Genomic DNA, 16,389 nt, shown 5'->3' on the forward strand with positions numbered 1-16,389 from the left:
TCGCAAGCCGTTAATGAGCTTTAGTAAACCGTTATTTAGCATTCACGCCCGTTACTGTGCTTTCGCAGCTTTTATTTAGCTTTCGCGATTAGGGCCTTAGCGGTCATGGTCTCGATGTTGCCAGCATCAATACTCTCCATTTTCTCTAGCCACACTTGTGCTTGCTTGAAGTCTTCAGCACGAATCGATGCGGTAATGGCGTAACGGTAAATCCACGAGGTCGCCGCGAAATGTTGTTGTTGGAAATCATCTTCCGCGAGTAACGAGAGGAACAAGTCATAACCACGATCAAAATGGTTAAACATGTCTGGCAGAGAAGTGTAAGTCACCGCGGCCATAGCGCGAGTTAGGTAAGAATCTGGCAGCCCTTGAACACGAGGTTGCTCATGAATCGGTTGGTCTTCGTCTTTCAGCAGCACCAGTGATTTATCAATGGTCGATAAGCCCTTCTCCACATACTTCATCTTGTTCCAAGGCAAAAACGCATCACGCCCCATCAAGGTTTCTGTGCTACCTAGATAAACCAAGGTTAACGGCGTAGCACCGTCTTGTTGCAGCGTGTCGTTAAGACGTTCATACGCCACTTCAACCAGATCTTCATTGCCTTGCGCGGCTTGGTTGTAGATATCGAGCACATCTGAAGTTGGGTTCGCTAAAGCCAAAGTGGGTACAAATGAAACAAGAGCAATCAGTAATGCTCGCTTAAGCAGAGAAGTGGTAGAACTTAAAGTAAATGAGTGTGAAGTAGTCATGATTTCTAATCCCTTTCAAATGTTGACGTTGAAAGGTTAACTAGAATTTGTCACGCCGTTTTATCAATGCGACGAATGGTAATAACAAGGAGTGAATGGTTGAGTTGGGGCGTGAGTGGAAAACAAAAAGTACGAATAGTGAAAATATAAAAGGCTCGGAATGCCTAAGCCCTCTCATCAACTTCGAAAATATTCAATCGTCACTGAGCGAATCAACAAGAAAATCGATGAATAATCGTAGTTTGAGTGGCATAGGATCTCGCTCAGGAAACAATGCATAGACATTCTTTTCTGGCATCAGATAGTTAGGTAGCAAGGGCAACAATTGTCCCGACTGAATAGGTGCATTGGCGATAAAGTCGGGTAGCCTAGCGATCCCTAATCCTGCAATGGTCGCGCACAGTAATGCTTCGCTGTTGTTGACTCGGTAATTGCCTTTCACGACCACACTTGTCACTTGATCTTGATGGCCAAAAAACCATTCGGCACTCTCGGATGTGTGGCGATAGAGTAAAGCGTTGTACGCACTAAGTTCGTAAACCTCTGTGGGTATGGTTAAAGCATTCTCTTCAAAATAGGTAGGAGAAGCACAAATGACACTACGGACACTGGTTAACCGCTTAGCGACTAAACTTGAGTCACTCAAATCACCAGCTCGAATCGCTACGTCATACCCTCCCTCCACAATATCGACGTAACCATCATCCATCGTCATGTCGATGTGAATATGGGGATAGCGTTTAAGAAATTGGGGGATGAGAGGGGCTAATACAAGGCGACCAAAGGACATCGGTGCACTGACCCGCAATGTACCAATCGCCTGATTTTGTTGGCTGGTTGCCGCATCTTCAGCTTTTTTCAGCCAATAATTGGCTTTGGTGAGATGATCATAAAACTGCTCACCGGATTCAGTAAGCGAGACTTGCCGCGTAGTGCGATGCAGCAAACGTACTCCAAGACTCGACTCCAGTTGAATAACCCGTTTGTTCACTGCCGAACGTGACACGCCCAGTTCACGCGCTGCGCCCGCAAAGCTCGATTGTTTTACCACCGCAAGGAAATAAGGAATAGCGTCTAAGTGCTGCATGATTGTCGCCAATTTGGATACAGTATGGAGAGTGTAGAGCCTATTCTCTAATCAATCTATGTCTTTTATGCTGATTACATCGACTTTCTACCAATAGAGTAAGACATGAAATCACTGATAAAAGCGGCAATGGTAAGAAGGCCCATTCATGGTATCGGTTTGCAATTCCAATCTCCGCTGTATGTGGTCAGCATTGGCAGTCTTGTCGCCGTGAATTTTGCGTTAGCCAAATATGCTGTGACCATTGGTATTCCACCTATTGATGTTGCGATAATACCGATGGCAGGTGCCGCTTTATTGTTGATGGCGCTATTGGTTATGCGAGGTCAGCTCAACCGAGCCGCATTGGTGCATTACCGTTATTATCTTTGGGCTGGCTTACTGGGTGTCGCAATCCCTAATCTTGCATCAACCTACGCCCTACAATCTCTTAATGCCAGTACGTTCAGTGTGCTCGTCACTTTGTCACCCATCTTTACCTTATTATTCACCTTACCTTTTCAAGGCTCCTCGTTAACCAGACGAAAAGTATTCGGGATCATAGTTGGTGTCATCGCCGCACTCTCTGTGACTTTATCACCACAAATGAATATGTCATCCCCTTGGTCAGCACTGGCCATTGCGCTACTCGTACCCATATTTTTGGCCGCAGGCAATGTCTATCGCAGTCGCGCATTCCCCCCTCTTGCCAATCCAATGGTTCTGGCCACTGGCATGTTGACATTACAGAGCATGATATGGCTTCCGTTTACTCATAAGGTCGATGGTGAATTCATTACAAACGGAGCTGGCGTACTTGCGCTCATGGCAAGCCTATCGGCACTCAGTTATTTACTGACGTTTCGTTTTCAACGGATCACGGATGGGCTGGGTTTTAGCCAAGTGGGAAATGTGGTGACCGTCGTCGGCGTATCCATTGGGATCACGTGGTATGGCGAGCCATTAACGCTGCAATTGATCGCTGCCGTAATACTGTTGCTGATAAGCCTGTACTTATTTAATCACGCTAAATCTTAATCTCGTTCAAATCCAAATTAGTTCAAATTCAAAGGAGCAATTGCTATGTCACCATTAATCAAACAGACAAAAAATCTATATCAAATCGTCGACCAAAAGGATGTCCACGCCCTAATGGCACTGCTGCATGATGACGTGTCGTTTCATTTTTCGAACGCCGCACCAGTAGTAGGAAAGCCAGCTGTCGAAGCGGTCAATGCCGCGTTCTTTGGATCAATTGAATCAATGACGCATACGTTTTCTGGGATCTACGTAAACGATGATACGGTTGCGTGTGAGGGGCAAGTTGACTATGTGCGCCTAAATGGCAGCACGTATGCCACTAAGTTCGCGACTTTCTTATCTTTCAAACAGGGGTTGATACATCAATATAAAATCTTCGCGGATGTCTCTGAATTGTAATGCCGACCAACTATCACGCCGTTTTATCAATGCGACGAATGGTAATAACAAGGAACAAATGGTGGAGCTGGAGCATGAGTAAGGAAACAGAAAATAGTAATGCCTTTCGAAGTCCACTAGTTTTGAAACAAAACGGTTATCAAATACCTATTAACAGGTGATTTGAAAATTGAAATAACTCCAACCATGCATGCTGTTATTTCAACCAAGCGATCTAGTCATGAATCTAGCCTGAATCGGCTTAATATTGACAAAACCAACAATAAATGTACTCGTTTACATAGATCAATATCATTAATTTTAAAGATAAAACATATTTTATTTTATAAATTTATCAATACCGTGAAAACGTTTACAAATCAAATATAGTCTAGTTGCACATGATTAATTATCAATCATGTGCATTTATCATAACAACCAAATGGCTAGACAAATGAATAACAAAAATAAAACACTTAATTTTCTCTTAATAGGTTTTGGCCCTCACTCAAAAAGAATCTTTCATCCTATTTTCGAACAAAGTACAACTAACCAATCTATTGCTTTGAAAGCTGGCGTTGATCTGACATCGAAAAAGGAACGAATTGAGAACTATCTTGCACACAAAAGTGTACAACCAGAAATGTTCTATTTATCCAATGATGAGCAGGTCCAAGACTTACTTAGTAAAAAGACAACAACTCTCTTAGACTCTATTGTCAAAAAGCATTCAATCAACGTACTTCTCATAGCAACAGAACCTTTAGTTCATAGAGCTTATGCGACGTGGGGGCTGAGAAAAGGGTTATCGGTTCTAATGGACAAACCAATCTCAGCAAACATGGATGTTTCATCCAATGTCAAAAATGCAGAGAAAATTGCGGAAGATTACTATTTTCTAAATAACGAATATCAGAAAGCACAAAACAGAGATCCTGAACTCATATTCTCGCTACTTGCTCAAAGAAGATACCAGACGACCATAGACATCATTCGAAACGAAATTAGAAACTGTTTTACCAAAACAAACTGCCCGGTAACCAACATCCAAACTTTCCATTCAGATGGACAATGGAGAACACCAACAGAGTGCATCAATGAGGTTTATCACGGATACAACCAAGGTTATGGCAAGTGTTCACATACTGGATATCACTTTTTCGACATTGTCCCATACATACTCTCCGCAGGTTTAAGTGAAACCAAGTCATATGACCATGTAGAAGTATTTTCACATGCAGTTAGGCCTTTGGATGTGTTATCGCAATTCAATCTCAATGACTACAAAAACTTATTCGGGCTAAAAGAATATACGGAGCATAACCCTCACAATGAAGTTGAGCTCAATGGTTTAATGAAAGACTTAGGTGAAGTTGATTGTCAGAGCAGCATTGCGTTCAAAAATGGCAAAAACGTTGTTACAACAGCTCTACTTAATTTAACTCACAACGGATTTTCGCGAAGAAGTTGGCCCTCTATCGACGGCATAGAACTATACAAAGGAAATGGTCGCGTATCTCATGAGTCTCATATAATTCAACAAGGACCCTTCCAAACTATCCACTTACACTCATACAAATCAGACGATCCAGATGAAATAGTAGAGCCCGATCATGAAGTAATTGGTACGAAAAGACATATTGCGATATTCATTTTCAGAAACAATAAACTTATCGGTGGAAAACCAACGGAAGTCATTAGACTTGATGACTTAGAAAAGCTCGAGAGTGAGCTTAAAGGTTTTTTAAATAAACCGAAAAGTAAATGTTTCTTTGAGTTTGTTGACGTGATGCAAGGGAGGTTATTGAAAGAAGAAATGAAATCCGACTTCAGTCAACATGAGCATGGAGCAGTTCTTGTTTCCGCAGTTTACCAATCTATGTGTAATCAACTGACAGATAACTCTCCACTGATTCGTATGCCACTGAAAATGAATGGTGAGTCAAGCCTTTCAAAAAAACACAAAGTAGCATAGGTGTACAATGAACAACAAACTATCATACTGTTTTTGGTTCTTGCCTATCGTCGCGGTGTCATCATTGGGATTAGATATTTTCATACCAGGTTTACCACAAATAAGTGACACCTTTGGCACAAGTCCAGATTCAACCCAACTGCTTATCAGTATCTATGTATTTGCTCTAAGTATTGGCCAATTAATCTTTGGTCTATTAATCGACAAATACGGCTGTCAAAAAGCTTTTATCTTAGGGGTTGTCTTATTTACAGCAGCTAATGTCGCAATCGTTTATTCCGATTCATATACGACATTGTTAGCCTCACGATTTATACAAGGCCTTGGAGGGGGCGCAATTGCGGTATCGATTTTCTCGAGTGTCCCAAAAAACTTTAGTAAAGATCTTATCGGCAAAGTATTCAGCATTTTTAGCAGCGTTCTAAGTATTGTTCCTGTTCTGGCTCCAATCTTAGGAGGTTTCTTAACTGCAACTTATAGTTGGACGGCTTGTTTTACATTTCTAACGGCATACATGATTTTCTGTATGATTCTCAATTGCTTTAAACCCCTTCCTTCAAGAGATTCAGTGTCAAGTGAAACCACTAATATAGGTTTCCAATTTTACTTAACACTTCTAAGAACGAAAAGCTTTGTAGTAGGATGCACGGCCTGTTCCTTGGGTTTCTCTACCCAATTAGTTTTTTTCTCAAGCTCACCGATTGTAATTATTAAGCAATTTCAGATAGATACAGAATACTTCGGGTTTCTGTTCGCTGTGAATGCTTTCTCTATTACTCTGGGCAGCCTCTTAGTAGTTAAGTTAATTGGTAAGTACAGTGAAGAGATAATTATTAAAGCAGGGGCAATATTGCTGATTGTCGCGGGCGTTAGTTTCTATCTGAATTATTTTACAGCAGACACTAATGTTTGGTACTTCATTATACCTTCTTGCTTTGGAAGCTTTGGGTTTGCACTCTTAATGTCAGCTGGAACCACTCTTGCCCTTAGCGAGTTTGCTCACCAGTCTGGCAGAGCATCTTCAATAAATGGGGCTTTGCCATTAATTATGGCCTCAATATTCTCATGGCTTGTAATGAGCTTATGGGACGAGCGATGGATGACAATCGCTACCTTTTACTGCCTATGTGGGTTTGCGATTTATCTTACTGCCACATTTTTAAAGCCGACCGACCGTATAGTTACCGCAAACACCGTTCAATCTAGTGCAAGTTAATTTCTAATAAAACGAAACCCAGATTAATTGGTTATTACATAAATCCGATTTAATGAATATTAATCAATACATTAAACACTAAACTAGCAAAGCACCAAGCTCGTTTTTGCTCATTTTTCAATCAACGAGAGCAAGGTTAGATCATCTTGTACAAATGCAAAATCTAAAACTACTGGCATCCCTGACCACTCCACGCACGTTTCACAAATTAGCACTTTAAATTGTACTTACCTCAAACAAAAATAGCCGCTGATTCAGCGGCTATTTTTAATTATCCAAGCGAAGCTTTTATTGTTTCTTCGATGCAACTACTTCTTAGTATCTTCAACCACGGCTTTCATCACCATATGGCCTTGGACTTGGACTTGGACTTGGATTTAGATACCTTGGCGTTCAGCTTCATCTAGATAGAATCCTAAGCCTTTGAAAATCCAATCTCTCGCGAAGTCGAAATCGAAACCGCAATCGAATTTGTCTTGCGTCATTATAGTAACGCGTTTTTCCATCGGCCTTGAACCTGCTGCAATGTTTTCAAGGCAATCAACCAGAGTTGGGATATCCAAGCCTGATTTTTCAGCAAGTACTAAACCGTCATGTAGGCAGTTCAATTCACCCGCGATACAACTCTGGTTAACCATTTTCGCACGTTGACCTTGGACTGCTTTACCCACCAGAACCGACGACTTAACTTAACCTACTTTCTTAATCATTGTCGCTGGATTGTAACCTTTCTCACCTTTACTCACTGGCTCACTAGGGTTGTAATGGCGCATGAGAACATTAAATTTACCCGTCGTATTACCTTCCATCGTTGGGATATTGTTTGGCTGGCCTTCACACCCAAAACGGAGGGTGTAGGTTCCATCGCTATTCATAACGGGTGCCATTTCACTCGAAATATTGGCTTTATCGTTAAACATGCGACCATCAGCGTTATATACCGTTGCGGACCAGAATGAGCCAGCCTTCGGATCTTTGAAAGTCGTCTCGTAACATGCATTCGCATCGAAGTACTGGCTGGTTTGATAGATATTGTCTTCGACCATCGCACCACCCCAACCGCCAGCTGCGCCAACATAATTCATATAATCAGTTTGGCCGCTTTCTTTGTTACCGAACGCCTTTGATTGATCATACCCGTCACTGAAATCGATATTGCCAGCTTTATCCGTGGCCTTGAAAGACGCCATGTCCCACTCTTTTAATTCAAACGGTTTCTCACTGCTGGTTTCAATCTTCAGGTTACGGCGTGCATCATCTTCAAGAGCACGGACAATGACAAATGCATGGTCAGTCTTAGCACTGATTTTATGACGACCCGAACCGTAGATCATTGGTTGTGTCTCGTGGTTTTCATCAACAACTTGTAGTGATACATATTGGTCAGTTTCTGGAACCGTCACGTAAACATCATCGTTCGACATATCGATGACAGAAACGGAATAAAAGGTGTCTCGATTCATTCGCACAACGAACTGCTCTTCTGGAACGCTGCTTGGTACTGGCATTTCAAAGAATGTATTGATACCACCGGCTTTCTCTATCACGGCATCGAGACGCATATTTGTGTATGCCTGAGCAAAATTATCTTCCGTGACAATGGTTGGCGTTGCAAAAACGCAGGTTGAGAATAAAGCGACAGCAGTAAGGGGGAATAGCTTTTTCATAATAGCGACCTTTATATTTCAAAGTGAATGTCATTTGGAAGAGTATTATTTGCTCTACCGATAGTGATTACTTTAAACTTCCAAGATGGAAAGCATGGAAAATAGGACTTGCCCAAATGGAAAGTATAGACCTAAATTTGCTGCGTACTTTTGTATTGCTGTGTCAGTCGAATAGCCTTAAAAGGGCGGGGATGAAGCTGGGAATATCAGAGAGTGCAGTCAGCAAGCAAATGACCAAGCTAAGAGAACAGTTGGGGCATGCGCTTTTTGAGCGCACCACGGAAGGGCTGAGGCCAACTCATTATAGCAAGTCTATTCTACCCGACATCGAACAAGCCTTGTCCTTGGTGCACTCTGCGACTTCACCTGTGACATTCGATCCTGCCACCTATGAAGGGCCAATCACTCTTGCTTTTTTCGCCTACACACTGGAGTTTTCAGGTGTTGATCTATTTAGGGAACTCTCGAATACATTTCCCAAAGCACAAATAGAGCTGAAAACTTGGACATCAGATACAGAGCAAAAACTAGAAGAGGGTGATATCACCTTAGGTGTGCACTTTCTAAATGAAGACCGTAGTACGAATATCTTCCAGAAACGCATCATGGCTGACCAACTGGTGATCGCCGTATCAAAGTCATTGGGGCGACTAACATGGGAAGAGGCGCTGCAGTTGCCTTTTATCAAGATCCGCAGTCAAGGTTGGAATGAAGATCGTTACCGATATTTAGAGATGTTGAAAAGCAGTGGGATTGAGCCGCACATCAGTATCACGGTGGACAATTTTTCAGTTGCGAGGCAAATTCTAGAGCAGGGTGAGCACGCCTGCGTATTGAGCGATAGTTGGAAGGACGCTTCGCTTAACACCATAGAGCCACCCAAGGAGCTTAGGATTGATCTAAATCTTGTATCCTGCATGCGTCTTGTCGATCGCCAAAGCCCTCTCAACCTTGCAGTTCATGATGTGGTAAAAAGGGTTATGCTTCAATCTAGATAGACTTTAATCTAGATAGACTTTAATCTAGATAGTTAGTGCCTCGAAACGAGTTAAAAAGGCTCGTTATCGTTTCATACAAACAAAAATAGCCGCTAATCAGCGGCTATTCTTAATTATCTAAACGAAGCTTCAATTACTTCGATCTTTCTACTTCTTCGTCTCTTCTACTTTTTAGTCTCTTCAACGACAGCTTTCATCAATACCGAGGTATCCATGCGGCCTTGTCCTTCAGCAGACAATGCCTTGTAGGCGTTGTTGGTCTTTTCCGTCAATGGAAGTTGGATGCCTTGGCGTTCTGCTTCATCTAGACAGAAGCCTAAGTCTTTGATCATCCAATCAATGGCGAAACCGAAATCAAATTTATCTTGCGCCATTGTGGTTGCGCGGTTTTCCATCTGCCATGAACCCGCAGCGCCGTTTTTAAGACAATCAACCAGAGTTGGGATATCCAAACCTGATTTCTCTGCAAGAACCAAGCCTTCAGAAAGGCCATTCAATACACCCGCGATGCAGATCTGATTGACCATTTTTGCACGTTGGCCTTGGCCGACTTTACCCATCAGAACCGACGATTTTCCGTAAGCTTCGAATACAGGTTGAAGGTCGTTGAATAGCGCTTGTTCGCCGCCACACATGATGGTTAGCACGCCGTTTTCTGCGCCGGCTTGGCCACCAGATACAGGTGCATCCATAAAGCGAACATTCGCTTGTTTCGCAGCCACTTCAAGCTCTTCAGATAGAACCGCAGACGTTGTGGTGTGATCGACAAGAATTGCATTTGGCTTCATTGCTGCCAATGCGCCTGTTTCGCTGGTTGTCATGCTGCGAACGTCGTCATCATTACCAACACAAACTAGAACAACATCAGCATCCACGACGCACTCAGCCACGCTTTCTGCGGCTTTACCTTGGTGTTTCTCAGCCCAGTTTAGCGCTTTGCTATGAGTGCGGTTAAATACCGTTACTTCAAAACCGGCTTTGACTAGGTGACCTGCCATTGGGAAACCCATTACGCCTAGCCCGATAAAACTTACTTTCATTCCTTTCTCCTTTTATTTGACCAAGTCATCGCGATGGAAAGATCGAACACTCTCAATCAATGCATCGATAAGCAGGGTCAAAGCCTTTGGCTGATATTTTCTTTCTTTGTACACTAAATACGCTTGGCGATCACCCCGATGATACTCAGGAAGCACTTGAATTAGATTCATCTCTGGGGATACATGACGAAAAGGCAGTGAAGCGATGCCTAATCCCTTCTGCGCCGCGGCAGCGACAGCGAGAATATCATTAACAATAAACTTCGGTTTAATCGTGATCATCTGCGCTAGGCGGTCAGATTTGTAGAGCGGCATATCAAACACATCATCGACATTAATCCAGTCTTGATGCTCTAAATCATCCGGCTTTGTAATCGCACCGTGGGAATCCAAATATTCTTGGCTCGCAAAAAAGCCATGTTTTGCTTTAAAGAGTGGTCGAGCAATCATGCCGTCCATCTCGGAAATCTGAAAGGTAATCAACAAATCACGATCGGTTTCGGGAACCACTTGTTGCTGACTCAAGATGAGATTGAGCTGCACATTTGGATACTCAGTGAGAAACTGCTCTACCGTCGACCGTAAGAAGCCACCATAGAAGTTATGAGGTACTGCGAGCTTAATCTTGCCTTGGATAGCATCACGCTCTTCCAACAAGCTATTAAAGCCTTGATGGATAGACTCCATGCCACTGCTCAGTGCAGCAAAGGCCGCCTCACCGTCTTTAGTGGCCACCAACTCTCGACCTTTCTTTTCCAAAAGACGAATATTCAGGCGCTCTTCCAATGCGGTTAACCGACGCGACATGGTCGACACAGGCAATTGCAGACGTTTCGATGCCGAAAGCAAAGAACCCTCTTCAACCACTGCACAGAATAAGAACAGATCATCAATGTTTCCAAATATGGAATTCATACTTCTATATGTGCCTATTTTTCTCATTAATGGATAGATGTAACCTTATCTCATCAACAACAGAAAATCACGGGAGAACATAGTATGAACAACAAACAATTTTGGGTCACCGCGATTTTATCTTCCTTGACCATGGCAACGATTATGTCTGGCGTTATCTCAGGTTACAAAATGGGCTTCAGCCACGAGTGGCCACCAATCTGGCTGCAGAGCTTTTTCATTGCTTGGCCCTGCGCACTTACACTCAACTTAACCGTTCTGCCATTGATTCGAAAACTAGCAGCTTGGATATGTAAGCCAAGAACTAAAGCGATACCTAACCCATTGGTTTCACCTAAAACGACTAGCTAAGTAGATCACACGAATAAGTAGATCACGCGACTAGGTAGATCACGCAACGAGGTGGATCATGTCGCTATCATGGAACGATGATCAAGGGGAATTCGGTCAGCTGTTCCGAACAAATACCGCGAACAGATACGGTGAGCAAAAACAGTTAGCAACTACAGAAGAAGACCAAAGAAAACAGCCAATACTCAGAGGCACACTTTTAAGTTCTTCTATCTCTGAATAAACGGCATAAAAAAACCGAGCACTAGGCTCGGTTTTTTGCATTCTAAATTCTACTCACAAGAGCAAAGCTATCAATTATAGATTGATATTACAGCTCAGCGTTGTGGTAAACCTGCTGAACGTCATCACAGTCGTCAAGCATGTCTAAGAACTTCTGGAACTTCTCAGAATCTTCTTCAGCTACTGGCGTCGTTGTTTGAGGAACGAAAGTGATTTCCTCAACATCTAGAGTTAGCTCTGGGAACGCAGTGTGTAGTGCCGTCTTCGTTTTGAAGAACTCAGTCGTTGGAGCGAATACAGTGATAACACCGTCTTCTAGCTCAACGTCAGTCACGTCTACGTCTTCCATCATTAGCATTTCTAGGATGATCTCGTCATCTTCGCCAGCAAACTGGAATACAGCTTGGTGAGCGAACATGTGAGAAACAGTACCTTCAACACCGATTTTCGCGCCAGTCTTAACGAAACATTGGCGAACGTCTTGGAAAGTACGGTTGCCGTTGTCTGTTAAACAGTCAACGATTACGCTTGTGCCACCGGGGCCAAAACCTTCGTAACGAGCTGGTTGGAAGTCTTCACCGCCGCCGCCGTTCGCTTTATCGATCGCTTTGTCGATAACGTGAGCGGGTACTTGGTCTTTCTTCGCTTTAGCAATCAGGTGCTTAAGAGGTAAGTTCATGTCTGGGTCAGAGCTACCGTTCTTAGCCAGTACGTAAATCTCTTTACCGTATTTAGAATAAACTTTAATTTTTGCGCCTGCAGTTTTCGCCATTGAGGCCTTGCGCACTTCAAAACTTCTTCCCATCGGGATCTTCTCTCTGATTCAATTAACGGTGCAAATTCTAGCAAATTACTGCGTCATTTCAATTCAACAGCTTTGCTGGGTAAGGTTTGTCTGCGTTTATGCGACACCCATTACTCGTTTGTATTTTTCTACAGACTGATCAAACCAAGCCTTTTCTTCTGGATCACCTAGCTTCATTGCTTCTTCAACAATGGCTTCAGGGCCACATTTCGCTTGCTTCAGTTTCCATACAAGAAACGATGCTTGCTTATCCAGTTCGATTTTATTTTTCTCACTGGGTGGAAGGAGTGAAAGGTTGATAGACATTATTAGCCTTCGTCTGTAATACGCTTGGCCGAGAAATATATCATAGAGCAGCCTCATAAAACCAATACTATGAGCAATAGTGGGGGTTGTAGGACGAGAAAGCAGCAAGTCGCTGATGCAGGTCAAGCTAGTTTGGGAGAAGTTACGCCCAATGATACGAAAGTATCGATTATCCAACTCACAACATGAGCCGTTTAAGCAGTTATTCGACTCACCTTGTGAGCCGAATAATAAGATAATCACATCACAGAGGTTGGAAAAATGCCTCATCTAGACCCAAAAGGCTATTCAATCACCGCAAACACATCGCAGCGTGAGGCGCAGATGAAGTCATTCTTGTGCAGGCCTTTGATTGAGTGGCTCCACCAAGTGACGGTGACTTTGCCCCACTCCAATAAAATCGAAGGGTGATGGAATTCTTCTTCTGCCAACTCTGACACTTTATTGCTGAATGCCCATGCTTGTTTGTAGTTCTTAAACTTGAACACCTTCTCAAGCTGCGGGATGCCGCCTCTTTCTATGATCTGCCAATCAGACAACTCCAACAGTAAAGACTGTTGCTCGTCTTTACTCAGAGCAATCGCGTCGATGCTGCAGGCTTCGCATTTTTGTTCATTCAACATGTGTTGGTTCCTTGGGTTCAAAAAGTGGTGGTAGTAATCCCTCGTCCATCGCGAGATCTGCTTGCTGCAATAGGTTTTCCTGACTGATTTTGAAGAGCTCAGACAGCTCATAAATCACGTAATATTTCGGTTGTATAATATCGATACGATAAGGCGTTCTTAGCACGGTTTGCAGATCGAACCGCTCACGAACGGCCAAATCCCCTCCCAACGCATACATGGTTTCAGCGGGAGACGAAAGAATGCCGCCGCCATAGATTTTCAGCCTATGACCTTCTTTTACTAAACCGAACTCGACTGTAAACCAATACAAACGGGCAAGATACGCGCGTTGCTTGGCTGTCGCTGCTTGGCCTAATTTCCCGTAATGCTCAGTGAATGTCGCAAAATCGGCATTGGTGAGCATGGCACAATGGCCGAAAATTTCATGAAAGAAATCAGGCTCTTGCAAATAATCGAACTCATCTCGTGTTCTCAGAAATGTCGCGACTGGGAATTTTTTGTTGGCGAGCAAATCAAAGAAACGGTCGAAATCGATCAATGCAGGCACAGGCTGAACCTGCCAACCTGTTGTTTCCATTAGCACTTTATTTATCTCTGGAAGCTGGGGAACCCGGTCTAATGGCAGATCCAGCAGGGTCAAACCGTGCAAATAGGCATCGCATGCGCGGTCATTAATGACGTCCAGTTGCCTTTTCACTAAGTCGTGCCAAATGGCGTCTTCTTCGAGGCTCCACTCAACCCATCCCTCTTGGCTCACGGGCTTAGAATGATATTGAGTCATTACACACTCCTTTTGAATGTCTCACTTTAAGCCTATCTCCACTCCTTATATCCGCCAATTTGTGCGATTTTTCGAAACAGGCGATCGTGTAACATTTTATTTACACAATTCCGCTACCCCCTTATTTTGCTGATCTTTTGACTTTGTAAAACCTAAATACCAGACTGAAATCGTTAACTTTTTGTTAAAGGTAAAGGAATGCACGAGAGCAATAAGCCAATTTGGCAACCCAGCGAGCAGCGTATCGCAAACGCCAACGTAACCCGATTTATGGATAGCCTTGATCAGCAGGGCGTACTCGGGCGGGAATTACAAAACTACACGGAACTTCATCAATGGTCTGTGGAATATCCAGAGTCGTTTTGGCAGAACGTATGGCAATATTGTGGAATAGTGGGATCGCAGGACAGTATTGATAACGCACAAAGAGAGCTCATCAAAACTCAAGGCGAAAGCCGCTGGCAGCAGCCGAAATCAAATCGCGATGCGGTGTGGTTTCCGAATGCTCAAGTTAACTACGCCGAAAACTTGCTGCATTCAGCAAAAACGTTACCAAACGAGCTTGCGATTTGGTTTGAAAATGAACGTGGCGAGCAGCAAAGCTACACATGGCAAACCTTGTGTGAGGAAATCTCTAGCGTTCAACAATGGCTCGAGGATTGCGGAGTACAACAAGGTGATGTGGTTGCTGCATATACGCCCTACCTGCCACAAACCGTTATAACGATGCTAGCGACCACCAGCTTAGGGGCGATTTGGACATCGACCTCGCCTGATTTTGGCGTCGAGAGTGTGATTGAGCGATTTGGCCAAGTGAAACCCAAAGTGTTGTTCACCTGTGATGGATACACCTTCAATGGCAAGACGTTCGATATGACGGACAAGAACCGTGAAATCATCGAACACTTAACCGCGTTAAAACAGGTGTGTAAGATCGGTTATTTGAAACCGACTCGTGATTTAGCGAAGAGCGATTTAGAGAAAAACGATTTAGATAAGAGCGACGTTGAACATGATGTGTCGCCCCAAAGCTGGCAAAACATCATTAATCACTATCAGCCAAAGCCTCTTCGATTTACTCGTGTAGGCTTCAATGAACCACTGTTTGTGCTCTACTCTTCCGGCACAACAGGCAAGCCTAAATGCATTGTGCATTCTGTTGGCGGCACCATCATCAATCACCTAAAAGAGCATCAGCTTCATTGCGATATTAAACCAAGAGATCGCGTGTTCTACTACACCACTTGTGGTTGGATGATGTGGAACTGGCACGTATCAGCGCTCGCGAGCGGTGCTTGTTTGGTGATCTTTGATGGCAGCCCGGTTTATCCGCAACCTGACGTTCTATGGGATTTAACGCAGCGTGCTGATGTGTCGCTGTTTGGCACCTCAGCCAAGTATTTAGAAGCGATAGAGAAAGCGGAACTCTCACCGATCGACAGCCACTCTCTGCCTCAATTAAGAACACTGTGCTCGACGGGTTCAGTGCTCTACCCTGAGCAATTTGATTACGTTTACAAGCACATCAAACAAGATCTGCATTTAGCGTCCATTTCTGGTGGTACGGATATTTGTGGCTGCTTTGTTTTAGGCAACCCTATCTCCCCTGTATATCGCGGCGAATGCCAACAGGCAGGGCTCGGCGTCGACATCAAGGTGTTCAACTCTTCTGGTCACAAGGTCGATCACGAACGTGGCGAATTAGTGTGTACAAACTCCCTACCCAACTTCCCCGCAGGCTTTTGGAATGACACCGGAGAGCGATACCACAGCACCTATTGGGATAGGTTCGATAATGTGTGGCATCACGGAGATGAAGTCGCACAGAGCGAACATAGCGGCTACCTGTTCTACGGGCGAGGCGACACCACCCTCAACCCCGGAGGGGTAAGAATTGGGACTGCCGAGATCTATCAGCAAGTGAACACCATTGAGGGCATTATCGATTCTATCGCGGTAGGAAAAGACATCGATCGCAATGAGCAGATATGGCTGTTCGTTCAACTCCAGCACGGTCTGAGTCTAGATGAGACGTTACTGACAGCCATCAAAAGTAAGCTCAAGTCATCTTGCTCACCAAGACACGTGCCAAGCCAGATATTTGCTATCAGCGATGTGCCAAAAACACGGTCGGGCAAGCTTGTGGAGCTAGCAGTGAAACAGGTGATCAATGGCAAGAATGTAGAAAATCTCGGTGCCATTGCTAACGCCGAGGTTTTGGAAGAGATAAAACGCGTGATTTCGCTTTAG

17 protein-coding genes and 1 pseudogene are annotated in these 16,389 nt (G+C 43.8%); 8 read left to right on the forward strand and 10 right to left on the reverse strand.

Translation table 11 applies throughout. The features are described 5' to 3' along the window. Window positions 1-71 precede the first annotated feature (71 nt). Both BCU75_RS10585 and BCU75_RS10590 read right to left on the reverse strand, forming a co-directional pair. Window positions 72-752, reverse strand: a complete 681-nt coding sequence (locus tag BCU75_RS10585; RefSeq protein ID WP_102473810.1) for a hypothetical protein — start codon at window positions 750-752, stop codon at window positions 72-74. Window positions 753-945: 193 nt separating this feature from the next. After that, entirely contained in the window at window positions 946-1,839 is an 894-nt protein-coding gene (locus tag BCU75_RS10590) for a LysR family transcriptional regulator (protein WP_102473811.1), read from the reverse strand. Between the two features lie 105 nt (window positions 1,840-1,944). Between BCU75_RS10590 and BCU75_RS10595 the strand changes: the two genes are divergently transcribed. From BCU75_RS10595 to BCU75_RS10610, 4 genes are all read left to right on the forward strand, one after another. Then, window positions 1,945-2,856 (forward strand): DMT family transporter, encoded by a 912-nt coding sequence (locus BCU75_RS10595; protein ID WP_102473812.1) that lies wholly within the window; start codon window positions 1,945-1,947, stop codon window positions 2,854-2,856. Window positions 2,857-2,901: 45 nt separating this feature from the next. Then, complete coding sequence (locus BCU75_RS10600) at window positions 2,902-3,258, forward strand: nuclear transport factor 2 family protein (protein ID WP_102473813.1); 357 nt, start codon at window positions 2,902-2,904, stop codon at window positions 3,256-3,258. A 433-nt stretch (window positions 3,259-3,691) separates the two neighbouring features. Then, entirely contained in the window at window positions 3,692-5,212 is a 1,521-nt protein-coding gene (locus BCU75_RS10605; RefSeq protein ID WP_241904467.1) for a Gfo/Idh/MocA family oxidoreductase, read from the forward strand. Window positions 5,213-5,219: 7 nt separating this feature from the next. After that, window positions 5,220-6,428 carry a multidrug effflux MFS transporter gene (locus BCU75_RS10610; protein WP_076674592.1) on the forward strand — a complete coding sequence of 403 codons (1,209 nt, stop codon included), beginning with the start codon at window positions 5,220-5,222 and terminating at the stop codon, window positions 6,426-6,428. Between the two features lie 380 nt (window positions 6,429-6,808). On the opposite strand, the pseudogene BCU75_RS10615 reads toward BCU75_RS10610, so the two are convergent. Together BCU75_RS10615 and BCU75_RS10620 are read right to left on the reverse strand one after the other, a co-directional pair. Beyond that, window positions 6,809-7,114 (reverse strand): annotated as a pseudogene (locus BCU75_RS10615) (NAD-binding protein); the annotation flags it as partial. A gap of 3 nt (window positions 7,115-7,117) precedes the next feature. Then, complete coding sequence (locus BCU75_RS10620; RefSeq protein ID WP_102473814.1) at window positions 7,118-8,095, reverse strand: DUF1214 domain-containing protein; 978 nt, start codon at window positions 8,093-8,095, stop codon at window positions 7,118-7,120. A gap of 116 nt (window positions 8,096-8,211) precedes the next feature. Here BCU75_RS10620 and BCU75_RS10625 point away from each other — a divergent pair, with 116 nt between their 5' ends. Continuing rightward, window positions 8,212-9,093: a LysR family transcriptional regulator gene (locus BCU75_RS10625; protein WP_102466323.1), complete on the forward strand. Its 882-nt coding sequence runs from the start codon at window positions 8,212-8,214 to the stop codon at window positions 9,091-9,093. A 164-nt stretch (window positions 9,094-9,257) separates the two neighbouring features. Here BCU75_RS10625 and BCU75_RS10630 read toward each other — a convergent pair whose 3' ends face one another. Together BCU75_RS10630 and BCU75_RS10635 are read right to left on the reverse strand one after the other, a co-directional pair. Beyond that, window positions 9,258-10,133, reverse strand: a complete 876-nt coding sequence (locus BCU75_RS10630) for an NAD(P)-dependent oxidoreductase (RefSeq protein ID WP_076674580.1) — start codon at window positions 10,131-10,133, stop codon at window positions 9,258-9,260. A gap of 12 nt (window positions 10,134-10,145) precedes the next feature. Then, entirely contained in the window at window positions 10,146-11,048 is a 903-nt protein-coding gene (locus BCU75_RS10635; RefSeq protein ID WP_102473815.1) for a LysR family transcriptional regulator, read from the reverse strand. 84 nt (window positions 11,049-11,132) lie between these two features. On the opposite strand from BCU75_RS10635, the gene BCU75_RS10640 reads away from it, so the two are divergent. Continuing rightward, entirely contained in the window at window positions 11,133-11,399 is a 267-nt protein-coding gene (locus BCU75_RS10640) for a DUF2798 domain-containing protein (protein WP_076674576.1), read from the forward strand. Between the two features lie 58 nt (window positions 11,400-11,457). Beyond that, window positions 11,458-11,622, forward strand: a complete 165-nt coding sequence (locus BCU75_RS24250) for a hypothetical protein (protein WP_157933904.1) — start codon at window positions 11,458-11,460, stop codon at window positions 11,620-11,622. 87 nt (window positions 11,623-11,709) lie between these two features. Here the strand turns inward: BCU75_RS24250 and BCU75_RS10645 are convergent, their stop codons facing one another. From BCU75_RS10645 to phhA, 4 genes are all read right to left on the reverse strand, one after another. Beyond that, a complete protein-coding gene (locus BCU75_RS10645; protein ID WP_102473816.1) occupies window positions 11,710-12,426 on the reverse strand; it encodes a YebC/PmpR family DNA-binding transcriptional regulator in 717 nt (238 codons plus the stop codon). A gap of 96 nt (window positions 12,427-12,522) precedes the next feature. Then, a complete protein-coding gene (locus BCU75_RS10650) occupies window positions 12,523-12,732 on the reverse strand; it encodes a DUF3283 family protein (RefSeq protein ID WP_004732615.1) in 210 nt (69 codons plus the stop codon). Window positions 12,733-13,016: 284 nt separating this feature from the next. Beyond that, window positions 13,017-13,355, reverse strand: a complete 339-nt coding sequence (locus BCU75_RS10655) for a 4a-hydroxytetrahydrobiopterin dehydratase (protein ID WP_102473817.1) — start codon at window positions 13,353-13,355, stop codon at window positions 13,017-13,019. After that, entirely contained in the window at window positions 13,345-14,139 is a 795-nt protein-coding gene (gene phhA / locus BCU75_RS10660) for a phenylalanine 4-monooxygenase (protein WP_102473818.1), read from the reverse strand. Before phhA ends, BCU75_RS10655 begins: the two co-directional genes overlap by 11 nt. Window positions 14,140-14,337: 198 nt before the next feature. On the opposite strand from phhA, the gene BCU75_RS10665 reads away from it, so the two are divergent. Further along, window positions 14,338-16,389: an acetoacetate--CoA ligase gene (locus tag BCU75_RS10665; RefSeq protein WP_102473819.1), complete on the forward strand. Its 2,052-nt coding sequence runs from the start codon at window positions 14,338-14,340 to the stop codon at window positions 16,387-16,389.

Source organism: Vibrio splendidus (assembly GCF_002873455.1).
Classification (GTDB): Bacteria; Pseudomonadota; Gammaproteobacteria; order Enterobacterales; family Vibrionaceae; genus Vibrio; species Vibrio splendidus_J.

Coding starts and splice junctions, on each gene's coding strand:
- BCU75_RS10655 (WP_102473817.1), bottom strand. CDS start 13,355: ATGTTGAATGAACAAAAATGCGAAGCCTGCAGCATCGACGCGATTGCT.
- BCU75_RS10645 (WP_102473816.1), bottom strand. CDS start 12,426: ATGGGAAGAAGTTTTGAAGTGCGCAAGGCCTCAATGGCGAAAACTGCA.
- BCU75_RS10665 (WP_102473819.1), top strand. CDS start 14,338: ATGCACGAGAGCAATAAGCCAATTTGGCAACCCAGCGAGCAGCGTATC.
- BCU75_RS10590 (WP_102473811.1), bottom strand. CDS start 1,839: ATGCAGCACTTAGACGCTATTCCTTATTTCCTTGCGGTGGTAAAACAA.
- BCU75_RS10630 (WP_076674580.1), bottom strand. CDS start 10,133: ATGAAAGTAAGTTTTATCGGGCTAGGCGTAATGGGTTTCCCAATGGCA.
- BCU75_RS10600 (WP_102473813.1), top strand. CDS start 2,902: ATGTCACCATTAATCAAACAGACAAAAAATCTATATCAAATCGTCGAC.
- BCU75_RS24250 (WP_157933904.1), top strand. CDS start 11,458: ATGTCGCTATCATGGAACGATGATCAAGGGGAATTCGGTCAGCTGTTC.
- BCU75_RS10585 (WP_102473810.1), bottom strand. CDS start 752: ATGACTACTTCACACTCATTTACTTTAAGTTCTACCACTTCTCTGCTT.
- BCU75_RS10610 (WP_076674592.1), top strand. CDS start 5,220: ATGAACAACAAACTATCATACTGTTTTTGGTTCTTGCCTATCGTCGCG.
- BCU75_RS10620 (WP_102473814.1), bottom strand. CDS start 8,095: ATGAAAAAGCTATTCCCCCTTACTGCTGTCGCTTTATTCTCAACCTGC.
- BCU75_RS10605 (WP_241904467.1), top strand. CDS start 3,692: ATGAATAACAAAAATAAAACACTTAATTTTCTCTTAATAGGTTTTGGC.
- phhA (WP_102473818.1), bottom strand. CDS start 14,139: ATGACTCAATATCATTCTAAGCCCGTGAGCCAAGAGGGATGGGTTGAG.
- BCU75_RS10640 (WP_076674576.1), top strand. CDS start 11,133: ATGAACAACAAACAATTTTGGGTCACCGCGATTTTATCTTCCTTGACC.
- BCU75_RS10650 (WP_004732615.1), bottom strand. CDS start 12,732: ATGTCTATCAACCTTTCACTCCTTCCACCCAGTGAGAAAAATAAAATC.
- BCU75_RS10635 (WP_102473815.1), bottom strand. CDS start 11,048: ATGAATTCCATATTTGGAAACATTGATGATCTGTTCTTATTCTGTGCA.
- BCU75_RS10625 (WP_102466323.1), top strand. CDS start 8,212: ATGGAAAGTATAGACCTAAATTTGCTGCGTACTTTTGTATTGCTGTGT.
- BCU75_RS10595 (WP_102473812.1), top strand. CDS start 1,945: ATGAAATCACTGATAAAAGCGGCAATGGTAAGAAGGCCCATTCATGGT.